Source organism: Candidatus Protochlamydia sp. W-9, assembly GCF_001950615.1.
In the GTDB taxonomy this organism is placed as follows: domain Bacteria; phylum Chlamydiota; class Chlamydiia; order Chlamydiales; family Parachlamydiaceae; genus Protochlamydia; species Protochlamydia amoebophila.
This window is the reverse complement of the sequence record NZ_BCPZ01000100.1, coordinates 1-13,068: the sequence shown is the minus strand read 5'-3', so window position 1 is coordinate 13,068 and position 13,068 is coordinate 1. Positions and strand designations below refer to the sequence as shown.

Genomic DNA, 13,068 nt, shown 5'->3' with positions numbered 1-13,068 from the left:
TTCTGGGGTTTCGTATTATATGCTATCCACCAAAACAGCTAAATTTAAATAAACTTTTTAATAAACAGATTTTTTAATAATGAAGTAAATTACACAATTTCTTAAACCCCATATGCTTAATGCTAGATTTTATACATTTCCTAAAAAACCGTTCATACTAAAATTTCCTGGATTTCTGCTAGATTTGACTTACATAATCAAATAATTTTTTTAAATCATATTACAAAGTTTCTATTTTTTCCTATAGAGCATTTTTTACGTAGGTTTAACGTGATCAATTTTTAAACCTCATTTTACTTGTTTATTAAAGCAATAATCCAGCGGGATTTTCTAACAATTGCTTTAAACTTTGAAGAAATTTGGCTGCCGCCACCCCATCTATTACACGGTGATCAACTGATAAAGTTAAATTCATTGTTTTACCAGGTATCACCATGTCATTTTGAATAACAGGAACATCTAAAATTCCACCCACAGCGAGAATAGCCGCTTGTGGAGGATTTAATATCGCTTGAAACTCGGAAATACCAAACATTCCTAAATTTGAAATCGTAAATGATCCTCCTTTATATTCTTGAGGTTCAAGCTTTCCTTCACGTGCTTTCTGGGCTAACACACGCATTTCTACCGACAATTCTCCTAAATTTTTAAAGTCTGCGTGACGAATAATAGGAGTGATTAGCCCTTCTTCCAGGCTAACAGCAACTGCAATATCAATTGTTTTAAATTGAATAATCGATTGATTCGCAGAATGGAAACCACAATTTAAACCGGGATTCAGGCGTAAAGCTAATGCACAGGCTCGAACAATGAAATCATTGATAGATACTTTAACTTGATTATTTTTAAGTTGCTCTCTGATTTGGGTCAATGGATTAGCATCGATTGTTAAAGTGACATAAAAATGAGGAATAAAGGATTTAGATTCTTGTAACCTTTGTCCGATAACTTTACGCATAGGAGTCAAAGATAATTCTTCATAACTACCTGGAGGTAATTGAGGAGTCTCACGATGTCCAAAATTGACAACTCCAACAGCTTGAGCTTTGTGAAGATCTCGACTCATAATTCGTTGTTGAGGACCTGTTCCTTTTACAGTTGAAAGATCTAATCCTTTTTCTTTAGCGAGTTTTTTGGCTAAGGGGGAAGCTAATAATTTTTTATCCCCTTTTTCTATCGGGAATTCAAACATGTAATTTTCCAAAGGAGCTTCTGGAACAAAGACAGGCTGTTGAAAAGCCGTAGTTTTACTTTTAGGTTCTTTCTTTTCTTTGTAATTTAACTCTGGTATCTCAATGCTGTCAGATGAAAGTTGCACAGTCTTTTCTTTTACCCCGTCTGCTTGATAACCTTCTAAAGTTTCATTTTGATCGACGGTTAAAATCGCTATAGCTTGATTAACAGCAGCATCTTTTCCTTCCTGAATTAAAATCTGCCTAAGCCATCCGTCATCAATAGCATTATATTCTACAGTTGCTTTATCAGTAGCTACTTCAATTAACAAGTCGCCAGCTTGTATCGAATCCCCAATTCTTTTATGCCACTTGATGAGTGTTCCTTCTTCCATTGTGGGAGAGAGTTTGGGCATTGTCAGTGTAAAAGGCATACCACTTAACTCCTAATTTTTTTGAAGTGTTTTATAAATTGCAGAAAGAATTCTTTGTTTATTTGGCATTGTTTCTTTTTCTAATACCTTCGAATAAGGCATGGGCGTTTCGCGTTGGCAAACTCTTTCCAAAGGAGCATCTAAATAATCAAAGCAATGTTCCATAATTTGAAAGCCAACTTCCGCCGCAATGCCTGCAAATAAATGTCCTTCTTCAACAATGACACAGCGATTAGTCTTTTTTACTGAATTTGCAATAGTAGCAATATCTAGAGGTTTGACTGTCCGAAGATCAATAAGTTCAGCATAAATTCCCATTTTTGTTAATTCATTCACAACTTCTTTACAAATTGTAACCATGCGGCTATGAGCAATTAAAGTCACATCTGCCCCAGACACAACAATCTGTGCTTTCCCAATCGGAATTAGATATTCATCGATCGGAATTTCCATCTTATCTCCATAAGAAAGCTCTGATTCTAAAAATAAAACAGGGTTATTATCTCGAATAGCAGACTTTAACAATCCTTTCGCATCATAAGCATTGCTTGGAGCTATAATAGTCCATCCTGGTAAATTTCCATAAATAGCTTCTACACAATGAGAATGTTGACTGGAAACTTGTGCTGCCGCTCCATTAGGCCCTCTAAAAACAATGGGAACAGAAAAACGATTACCTGACATATAGTACATTTTAATTGCGTTAGAAATCAATTGATCGGCTGCAACAAATGAAAAATTAAAACTCATAAATTCAACAATTGGTCGAAGTCCAGTCATAGCAGCGCCTATACACAAACCAGCAAAACCTAATTCGGAAATAGGGGTATCTATAATACGATTTGCTCCCCATTTATCCAACATTCCTTTAGTAATTTTATACGCTCCATTATATTCGCCAACTTCTTCCCCCATGACGAAAACGCTAGAATCCCTTGCCATTTCCTCATTAATTGCTTGACGTAACGCTTCTCTAATGTCGATAGTTTGCTTTTCAGTGCTCATTGAGTATACTCCTATACAATGAATTGGGGGCGAATACGTCTTCTTCCAATGTTTGCGGATCAGGCCATGGGCTATTTTCTGCAAAAGACATTGCCTCAATAATTTTCTCTCGGTTTTCTTTGTTCATTTGCTTGACCATATCTTCTGTTAAAATTCCTTTTTTAATCAAAACTGTTTGAAGAGCAAGAATCGGATCTTTTGCCATAATTTGCTTGAGGGTATCTTTTGCACGATAAAGACCCGGATCAGAAATAGAATGCCCTTTAAATCTTTCAGTAACAACTTCTACTAGCACAGGTCTTTGCCTTTCTAAAACTTCTTGATGAATCTGAGCAAAACCACCATAACAATTAAAAAAATCCATCCCATCAAGAGTATAGGCTTTCATGTTATAGCCACTTGCTTTATCTTCCGCCAAACGTTTAACGCTTACAGCTTTTTGAATGGCAGTTCCCATTCCCCATTGATTATTTTCAATAACGTAGATGCAAGGTAAGTTCCATAATGAAGCCAAATTTAATGACTCATGAAAAGATCCTTGAGGAACCGCCCCATCACCCATAAAACAAACAGCAACTTCGTTTTTGTTTCCTTTATATTTTAAAGCAAAAGCAGCTCCAGTAGCAATAGGAACTTGACCTGTTACAATTCCAAACCCTCCTAGCAAACGATCAGTGAAAAAATGCATGGAACCTCCCCGACCCTTTGCATTTCCTGTTGCTCGACCATAAAGTTCTGCCATTAATTCATTAGGAGTAGCTCCGAGCAATAAAGCTAAAGCATGACAACGATAAGAAGTTGCATACCAATTGCTTTGCCCGATGGCTTGCACAGCAGCTGTCTGAATAGCTTCCTGGCCGACATAAGCATGAAAGAATCCCCCTATTTTACCTTGTTGATAGGCCGATTCTGCTCGAAGTTCAAAATTTCGAATTTTTAACATTTGCTGAAAGCATACAATGAGGGCTTGCGGTCCCAATTTTTTTATGACAGCATCTTGGTCTACAGAAAAAAACTGGGGTAAAACGTCTGTTTTCATTTCTGCCTTACATTTCATTTTTTGGGGATCTTCTTTTATCGCCATTATTAAAAATAGCAAACAAAAAATAAATAGTTTATAAATTTTTTTTTGAATTCTTTTAAAAGTAATTAATTATACCAAAACGGGTGAATTAGAAAAACTCAAAGTTAAAGCTGCCTTAATTTTACCGCCTAAACAATGAACTTATTTGCTTATGCTAAAACGATAAAATTTTCTTTTTAAAAAGAAATGGTATAAGAATACAACCAATTCATTGACAATTGATAATAACAACCAACTGCTGTGTTAAAAAGTTGGTTAACTTAAATTTTTAACAATTAAATAATGACAGAATTCAAATCTATGGGTGTTAATCAAAAGAAATTTGTTCTTGCTTCACCTCTTGATTAACAACTGCAGCTACACAAGAATCAGACCATACGTTAATTGCACTTTCAAGCATATCTATCAACGAGTAGAAAGGTAAAATAATTCCTAAAATATGAAGAGGCACATTCATAGCGGCTAAAAATGCACTGGCCAAAAAGTAACAACCCATAGGAACTCCAGCATTGCCTATGGCTGCAATTGTTGATAAGATAATCCAAAGCCCCATTTCAGCAAAACTATAGGTAATGCCCTGGCTCATCGAAACAAACAAGACAGTTGTCAATATAAATGCAGCGCAAGCATTCATATTAATTGTTATACAAAGAGGAAGGGTAAAACTGGCAACCTTGCGAGAAATTCCCACATTTTCTTCCGCACAACGCATTGCCATTGGTAAGGCAGCAGCAGAAGATTTAGTAAAAAATGCAATTGACAAAGCCGGTAGCATCCCTTTTATCATAAAGACAGGAGAAATTTTTTTTAACTTCAGTAATAAAGGTAAAACGCACCCAGCTTGAATAAGATTGGCGGAAATCACAACGGTTAAATAAAGTGCAAGGCTTTTGACGTCTAATCCTTGTTTTAAATCATACATGAATAAAGTAATAAATGCCCAAATTGCAATAGGCATAAGCACCACAACCCAACGAGTAATAACAATAATTGCTGCATAAATACTAGAAAAAAAAGAATGGAGGACAGCTCTCGATTGAGCGGGCAAAGAAACAATGGCAAAGCTAAGTAACATTGCTAAAAATAAAACCCCAATCACATTGTTTTCATTAAATGGTTGAATGACATTAGAGGGGATAATTTGGATAAAAAATTTTAGATAGCTTGGTTGCGAAGATTGAGTGATTGTTTCTTGAGTGTTAACAGTGACTTGCCCTCTAACTGGATCAATAATCACAAATAGGATTAGAGCAATTGTCGCAGCAATGATAGTTGTTAAAAGCGTATATTTTGCAACTTTTTTGCCTAATACTTTAATTTGATGCATACTCTCCATTCCAGAAGCTGTCGATACAATGGAAAGAAAAATGATGGGTAAACTAACTAATTTCAACAAATTAATGAATAATTGAGAAATTGTTTCTGCTGTCTGAAAGATAAGAGGCTCTTGAACATAGCCAGCACAAATACCAAGTATGATTGCTAAAGCAAAAAATACATTTGGATTTATTTTGTGTTTGACTTCTTTGCACATTGATAACCTTTTGTTAATGAGCTGAAAAATTTATGCATGTAAGTCTCTTAGACATTCTAATTTTAACAAAAATTACAAAGGTTCAAGAGAAGCATTCAACGGATTAGCTTATAAGTACCAATTTATTAAGTTCAACAAAAACTTAATTTACCTACTTTTAATTCCGCATAGGCAATTTTTAGTGACCAAAAATACCTGATCCTATTCTAAGAAGCGTTGCTCCTTCTTCAATGGCAATTAAATAATCGTTTGTCATTCCCATAGAAAGGTGTTTAAAATAAGTGGGATTATTCATTTGTTTTTCCCATTTTTCTCTTAACTCAAACAATTGTCTGAAACAGAAACGCACATATCCCAAATCTGCTGTATGAGGAGCTATTGTCATCAATCCTTCAATGCGCAGATTAGAAAGCTCTTGTAAAGGTGCTAATAATTTTTCCCATTCATCATGTGTTAAACCTTGTTTAGATTCTTCTTTGGACACATTCACTTGAAGCAAAATAGAAGTGATTTTTTGCTTTTGAAGGCTTCCTTCTGAAATCTTTTTAGCTAAAGAGAATGAATGAACAGAATGAATGAGAGAAATTGAGGAATTTAAAATTTTTGCAACCTTATTACTCTGCAACGTCCCAATTAAATGCCACTGTATGTCCCTAGGCATTTCGGGAATTTTCGCTAATGCCTCCATCACTCGGTTTTCACCAAACTGTCTGCAACCAGCTTGATAAACATCTTGCATAGCAGTAATCGGTTGGTTTTTTGAAACAACAATCAAATTAACATCTTGTGGATCCCTTCCAGAAGATACCATTTTAGAAATCACCTCTTCTTGAATTTTTTGGTATCTTTCTACAATAGTATTTTGCATAAATTTAATCCCAAGAACGTAGGCTTTTTGGTTTATCTAAAATTTCTCGATAAATGATAATATCTTTTAGGTCTTTTAAATCCCCGATCATTATCTTCACCAATGGTTGCTTATCTAATAATTCAACACGTAGATCAGCAACATCATTAATAATAAATTTTTGTTTTAAGGAATCTTTTAACTGATCTGATGAAATCATGTGTTTTTCTGGTTTTTTTAAAACATCCTTTTGTTTTTCAAAATTTTTTTTCTCTCTGTTAAAATTCAAGGAAGAAATTGAGGGTTTTAAAGAAGGTACTACCTCTTTTTTTTTCTCTTTTTCTCTTTTTGTAAGAAAAACTTGTAAAGGCTCATTCCCCCATTGTTGTTCTTCATGTTCTTCGTTTTTACCTTGAAAAAAATAAGCTTGATTGCGAAAAAATAAGAAGATGAGAGAAAAAAAGCTAATCGCAAATCCAATAAACTCCACAATAGACATAAAAAAAGACCTTAATTTTGCTTTTTATCTGAATCTGGTTTTGCTAACGCATTACGCATATCCGTATCTGACTGAATATTTTGAATACGTTGATAATCCATAATACCTAATTTTCCACTTCTAAATGCTTCTGCCATCGCTAAAGGAACAGCTGCTTGTGCTTCAACAAGTTTTGCTTCCATATCTCTGACTTTCGCTAAATTTTCCTGTTCCTGAGCAACAGCCATCGTCCGTCTTTTTTCAGCTTCTGCTTTTGCAATTCGAATATCAGATTCAGCTTGATCCGTTCTGAGTTTTGCCCCAATATTTTCGCCTAAATTAATTTCTACGATATCAATGGAGAGAATTAAAAATGCTGTCGAGGAATCAAGTCCTTTTTCAAGCACAAGTTTTGAAATTTTTTGAGGAGATTCTAAAACTTGTTTATGCGTATCAGATCCTCCAATTGCACTCACAATTCCTTCTCCCACACGTGCAATAATCGTCTCTTCCGTCGCTCCCCCAACTAATTGAGCGATATTTGTCCTCACTGTTACTCTGGCACGGCAATTTAATTGAATTCCGTCTTTAGCAACCCCTGTAATATATCCTCCATGATTTGGACAATCAATCACGCGTGGATTTACTGACGTCTGGACAGCAGCTTTAATATCGCGACCCGCTAAATCAATTGCCGTTGCACGTCTCCAATCGAGAGGAATATTAGCTTTATCAGCAGCGATTAAAGCTTCGACTACATTAGGAACATGTCCACCAGCCAAATAATGCGTTTCTAAATCTCCAACATGAATATCTTTTAATCCAGCTTTGTATAAGTTGATTCTGGCATTGACAATTTCTCTTGGAGGAATTTTACGCAAACTCATTCCAATGATATTAAAAAGAGGAATGGGTGTCCCAGATACAAAGGCTTGAAACCATAAACTGATAAATTTACCAATTACACTTAAAATAATCAGCAAGACAATAGCAAGTACAAAGATAAAAAAATAAAATTCTGTTCCATTTTCTAACAAATTTTGTAACAATAATGTCGACATAGTTAATTCCTTCGATGAAATTTTATTCTTCTTAATCTTTTTTAAATTGTTTGAGTGGGAAATAAGTTTTTTACAATTAAACTTTCTTCTTGCCCGGAAACGACAACAACCTCTTCTCCTTTACTAATATAGCCAGTCAATGAAATTGCTTGGTGCTGTTTCCCCTCTATCAAGATATATCCTCCTGGCTTGAGATCGGTAAGTACCATTCCTAATTTTCCAATCGCATTTTGATCGTATTCGGAAGCCTGAAACCCTTTTTGATCTTTTTTTAAATAGATGCTATATTCTTGCCTAGTGTGCACAATACGCCATAAAGTAAACCGGATTAGCAATACCACACAGCTAAATGTAAAAAAAATGTAAAAAATCGTTGCCCAAATTGAATTTGTCTGCGAAGTAAATACGATTATACTAGCAATCAAAAAAATTGATCCCAACACTCCCATGATTGCCCCAGGAATATAAAACTCAATAAAAATAAGAGCAAGTCCACATAACAGAAAAAGAAAAGCTATCATAATATATTTTTATTTATTAAAGGTCTTACAATAATCAGGTTACCCTCAAGGCGAACTATTTCGATTGATGTCTCTGCTTCAATAAAACCACCTGAGCTTATAGCTTCATAAATTTTTTCTTGAACAAGTATTTTACCAGCTGGTTTAAGAGGTGTTAGTACTTTCCCAGTTGCCAATGGCTGAGGAAAATCTAAAGGATTATTCCCAGCAATATATCCCTCTTGTTCAAAACCTTTTAATACAAATTTATTTAAGCCAGAAAACTTAGGTAACACGTACTGTGCTAATAAAGCAATCACAATACTGCTTAAGATCAATGTTCCACAAAACCAACCCAAACGCTTAATCAAATATTGCCCGGCTGCATTAAATGTTTGTGTATCGTATTCAAAATGAATGGAATTCAAACCTGGTATCAACAAACCAAATAAACCAAAGAAAAATAGTAGTCCTCCCATTATTCCCAGTAATCCAAAAGATGGCAAAATGAATAATTCTATTAAAATTAAACCCAGACCACTCAAAAGCAAAATAACTTCTAACCAATTAGCTATTTGAAGTGAAAAGCTAGACAGAACCATTAAAAATAAACAAATTGTCGCAATAGATCCTGGCAACCCAAACCCTGGATTATTGATTTCCATATACCCTCCAATCAGCAATCCCATCATTAATAGGGAGGAAACCAAGGGGGTTGCTAAAAGGACAAAAAACCGAGTCTTCCAATCCATTCGATAAGCGTCAATTTCTGCATGAGGAATTTGAGAAAAAAAAGAAGCATGAAAGAGAAGCATTTTTTCTGCTGGCCATTTCCCCTTAGCCTTTTCTTCTTCAGTGATAGAAGACAATTTTTGAGGGGCTAACACCAAATCTGCGATTTCATATTGCTTCATTTGCTCCGCATCGAGTGTCAAAAGTTTTCCTTTACCTGTAATCACTTGATCAGGATCTTTACCACCCAGACGAATTTGATTCTCATTCTCAAGTTTGAGAATTTTTCCATGCCTCCAAACTAAAATTATATCTTTATCAACCATCGCTTCAGCAATAAAGGGATTTCGATCAAAAAGTTTTGCGCGATTTGCAAAGTCAGCCCTTAAAGCAGAGTTAATTTTTTCTGAAGCTGACTCCATTTTTCCATTCTCATTCGTATAAACAGGTTCGGCAGCACCCATGCTTGCGCCTTTAACGGCAGAAATGAATCTGGTAGAATAAGCGAGCATCGCTCCCGCAGAAATAGCCCAATTATTAATCAATGTCACAATAGGAATATTATATTGAAGATCCATCTCTTTCAGAGCGTCAGAGATTTTTTGTGCAGCAAAGACTTCTCCACCAGGTGTATCTAGTTCAAGAATGATAAATAAAGGAGGATTTTTTTTATAATATTCAAGTCCCTGCTTGATGTAAAGCCAAGTAGACTCATTAATAGAGGTTTCCCGATTGCCAACATACAAATAACCAATCTTGTTATTTTTACTCTTAAATAAAATCTCTTTTTGCAATTTTTGCTCTAAACTTAAAGTTGACAAATCCGTCGTCGTATTAATTTTAGAATTTTGATCGATTGATTCGAACAAATACTTTTTTTCAAAATCTTTTAAAGGTAAGAGAGCATCAATCATCCCTAAATATTTAAGTTGATTTTGATTTACAACTAGCGTTTGTCCCTCCGAAGAAATCAGCGCGTATGGACTTTTTTTATAAGCTTCGATTTTATCATTAACAACTTGCAAAAAAGGATCAGTCATTCCATCCGCCAATAAGAATAAGGTAGAAGCGTGCGGATTATTGCTATCAATTAAGCTCCGCACTTGATTACGGAGAATATTGGTGGGTAAATCTCTTTCAGCACTCCCAGGAATATCTCCCCACGAGAAAACTAATGAGCCGTACATTTCATCCGCTAAAAAAGGAATGATAGCAGCTGGACCGATCACAACATCATTTAGATAAACAATAATTTTTTGTTGCTGTGTTTGTTTCAAAATATAGAGCGATTTGGCAAAATCTAAAACATCAACTAAATCGCCAGAATTAGAGTTTAATTCAATAATGATAAGAGGGTGTGGTTGCTCGTAAAATTGTGTTAATATTTTTTGTGCTGGTTCTAATTTACTCTTATCTAAAAATCCCTTTAAATACAGTTTAATAGGTTTTTCTTCCATTCCACAAAGCAAGCAAGTCGAGCTAACGAAAAATAGAAGAAGAGAATAAAGGTAATATTTAAACATATTGAAGTGACAAAGTTGGTGTCTGAAGCTATTTTTGCGAACTTATTTTTCACATTTCGTCACTGTAGCAAAGATTTTCTTTTTTCTAATAAAAAAAATGCATTTATTCTGCATCTATTAAATATAAAGCCTTTACATTTTTTTACTGATCTTCATTTAAGTAAATATTGTTGATTTTTATAGGATTAGAAAAATTTAAGTAGAGCGATAGGACCCTTTAGCCAAGATAATTTGGATCTAAAATTCACCTTAAGCTCTACTGTACGATACAAAAGTGCGGTGTTCTTAACCCAAACAATACTAAAATGATGCTCTACTAAAAATAAATTTTTTACAGTTGAATTAAAAAGCTAAATGTAGATATTTACATGCGAAAGCTCGTATTTAAAATAATTAAAAATTGCGAGTAAATTTTCAACTATGCCCGTCACTAGATAATTGTTCGGAGGTTAAAAGAATCGCTAATCGGAGAGATACAAGCCTTTTTTGATCTTTTATACTAAGATAGTTTAGTCTATCAGCTAATGCCTCTTTCAAATGGCAACTTCTTTTAGACAAATCAATTAGATGTTTTTGCGCGATATCTAAATTTGCAGGAGTTAAAGGTATTTGACCAAGAGCTTTCATGACTTCACGGGCATATTCTTTTATTTTTTTTAAAGAAGTATTTCTAATATAACTTTGTACATACATGGGGGTGTAAGTTTTTTGCCAGCTTTTAATTGCTTCATTGCCATAACCTTCTTCACTTTCATAATCTTCATGCTTTTTAGATAAAGCCACATAATCTATCTCTGTTTTAGAAGGAAAACAACCAAATATATTATAAAAAGTGTTCATATTAGCTCCTCTTCTGTATTATGAGATCCTTAACAAAATATCAAATTAAAATATTTTTTAGGTTTATTCTGCTAAATGAGAGATACTAGCAAAACTTTAATTTTTCTATTTACGACTCAGATTATTAAAAATAAAGATACTGTAAATTAACAGTATCATACTATCACATTCATTGCAAATAAACACCGTTTATAGGATTCGTCTAAAGGCATTGGTTTTTTCCGAACAATTCTATTTTTGTAAAACATTAGGATATATATTTCAGCAAATTTTTTATTAAGTAATAATGAAAATAACCCTTAAACACCAAAAACTTAAATTTATTTTGTTTCAAAGCGATAAGAAAAAGTACTCCTTCTTATCGCTAAATCTTTAACTGTATTCAGCATCTAACTCAAGGTTAGGGTTCATTTTTATAAGCGAGATAAAATGAATAAACGAAAGGATAACCCAGCAAAATTACACCGGTACTCATACTTGTCCGAGCCACTATATCTTTCTCATCATTTTCAGGATTTGACGGATTATCTGTATAAGAAGCCAGTAGACCGGTTAAAAATAAACCAAGTCCAGAACTAAAATAACTAACCCCATAACTTCTATTATTCACATAAGAATTTTTTAATTGATGGCCAACCCTTGTTACATATCGGGATGCTAAATAATCTAATTTTTCGATTGTTCCTTTTAATTTAGAATTATTTTTATAATTTTCTTCTTTAATAACTAATTGCATATTAGATCGATCTAATTTCGCTAGATCATAAAGGCGGGTTTTTAATAAGCTTTCACACTTTCCTTGCAATCTTCCTTGTGAGGAAAGGGTTTGAGAAAGGTAATTCATGTAACAGCGAATTTTATCTGTCATAGGTAACTGTTGGTCGGTATTAACAATTTCTATAAGACTTTCAACATCTCCATCGTTAGTTAAAATATTCATATTCTGACCGACGTTCGGAAGATTAAAATCTTGTATATCATAATTGAGCATAGGATTAACCATATCATCACCTTATTGAATATTAATGGAACAGTAAATTATTTATTTTTTTAATAGCAATTTGTTTAATTATCAAACGAAAAAAATATTTATTTTAAAGAAAGGAATTATTAAGGAAATATTAATTTAAGTTGATCCTAAACATATCATGCTAATTAAAAATTTTCATTTGACTTTTCTAATGTAAATGACTTTCTTATAAGGTTTTCATTATAGGGAGAACGAAAATGACATTATCATGACTAGGTTGCAAATCGACAACTATTAAAAAAAATGATCATATTTACACGGAAAGCAGAATCATCGCTGCCTTAACTGCGGATGCTAATGTGCCATAGCTCATCAAAATACGATGATCAATGAAGAGAAGTGATCCTGAATTGATCAAGCATTTCTCAACTAAATTTTACTAAAGAAGGTATCAGCCGCATTTTGTTCATGAAAACGTTGAGGAATTATCAGAAAGATGAATGTAACTGTAACTAGTGCCAACAAGTTTTAAATCGCTGTTATTAAATTAGATGAACAATTGAGCTATGGAGAAACAAGAATAGTCAACAATGGTTGTGACTTGGTTTTTAATCTGCTACGAGGCAAGTTTTAGCCATACACGATGAGGAAACAAATGCGAAAAGGTGCTGAATGGTTGAGGGAAAAATTGCTAAAAGTTTAAAAAAAGCCGCTTTATTATTTTAATTTGCATTCGAGAATGCTAAATCGAATCTTATTTTATTTTTCATGAATTAAAAGATGTATGGAACTTGCATACAATTATTTTTGCAAATTTTTTAAAAAAATATTTAATATTACTATTTATATCTTTATTTACAATACATGCAATTTTTTTTAACTTTTATA

The 13,068-nt window shown here is 33.6% G+C and carries 11 protein-coding genes; all 11 read right to left on the bottom strand.

Annotated elements, in window-relative coordinates; translation table 11 throughout:
* Positions 1-304 precede the first annotated feature (304 nt).
* The 11 genes from BU804_RS02790 to BU804_RS02740 all read right to left on the bottom strand — a co-directional run bounded on the left by BU804_RS02790 (position 305) and on the right by BU804_RS02740 (position 12,213).
* Positions 305-1,606: a pyruvate dehydrogenase complex dihydrolipoamide acetyltransferase gene (locus BU804_RS02790; RefSeq protein WP_075882892.1), complete on the bottom strand. Its 1,302-nt coding sequence runs from the start codon at positions 1,604-1,606 to the stop codon at positions 305-307.
* Between the two features lie 12 nt (positions 1,607-1,618).
* Complete coding sequence (locus tag BU804_RS02785; RefSeq protein ID WP_075882891.1) at positions 1,619-2,611, bottom strand: pyruvate dehydrogenase complex E1 component subunit beta; 993 nt, start codon at positions 2,609-2,611, stop codon at positions 1,619-1,621.
* Positions 2,601-3,650 (bottom strand): pyruvate dehydrogenase (acetyl-transferring) E1 component subunit alpha, encoded by a 1,050-nt coding sequence (gene pdhA / locus BU804_RS02780; RefSeq protein ID WP_075882893.1) that lies wholly within the window; start codon positions 3,648-3,650, stop codon positions 2,601-2,603. Before pdhA ends, BU804_RS02785 begins: the two co-directional genes overlap by 11 nt.
* Positions 3,651-4,002: 352 nt before the next feature.
* Positions 4,003-5,229, bottom strand: a complete 1,227-nt coding sequence (locus BU804_RS02775) for a dicarboxylate/amino acid:cation symporter (protein WP_075882890.1) — start codon at positions 5,227-5,229, stop codon at positions 4,003-4,005.
* A 178-nt stretch (positions 5,230-5,407) separates the two neighbouring features.
* On the bottom strand, positions 5,408-6,097 hold the full coding sequence (locus tag BU804_RS02770) for a YggS family pyridoxal phosphate-dependent enzyme (protein ID WP_075882889.1): 690 nt from the start codon (positions 6,095-6,097) through the stop codon (positions 5,408-5,410).
* Between the two features lie 4 nt (positions 6,098-6,101).
* Positions 6,102-6,575: a hypothetical protein gene (locus BU804_RS02765; RefSeq protein WP_075882888.1), complete on the bottom strand. Its 474-nt coding sequence runs from the start codon at positions 6,573-6,575 to the stop codon at positions 6,102-6,104.
* An 11-nt stretch (positions 6,576-6,586) separates the two neighbouring features.
* Positions 6,587-7,615 (bottom strand): flotillin-like protein FloA, encoded by a 1,029-nt coding sequence (gene floA, locus BU804_RS02760; RefSeq protein ID WP_011176282.1) that lies wholly within the window; start codon positions 7,613-7,615, stop codon positions 6,587-6,589.
* Positions 7,616-7,656: 41 nt separating this feature from the next.
* A complete protein-coding gene (locus BU804_RS02755) occupies positions 7,657-8,136 on the bottom strand; it encodes an NfeD family protein (RefSeq protein ID WP_075882887.1) in 480 nt (159 codons plus the stop codon).
* Complete coding sequence (locus tag BU804_RS02750) at positions 8,133-10,370, bottom strand: NfeD family protein (protein ID WP_075882886.1); 2,238 nt, start codon at positions 10,368-10,370, stop codon at positions 8,133-8,135. Before BU804_RS02750 ends, BU804_RS02755 begins: the two co-directional genes overlap by 4 nt.
* Positions 10,371-10,784: 414 nt before the next feature.
* A complete protein-coding gene (locus BU804_RS02745; protein WP_075882885.1) occupies positions 10,785-11,210 on the bottom strand; it encodes a hypothetical protein in 426 nt (141 codons plus the stop codon).
* A 400-nt stretch (positions 11,211-11,610) separates the two neighbouring features.
* A complete protein-coding gene (locus BU804_RS02740; protein WP_075882884.1) occupies positions 11,611-12,213 on the bottom strand; it encodes a hypothetical protein in 603 nt (200 codons plus the stop codon).
* Between the last annotated feature and the right edge of the window lie 855 nt (positions 12,214-13,068).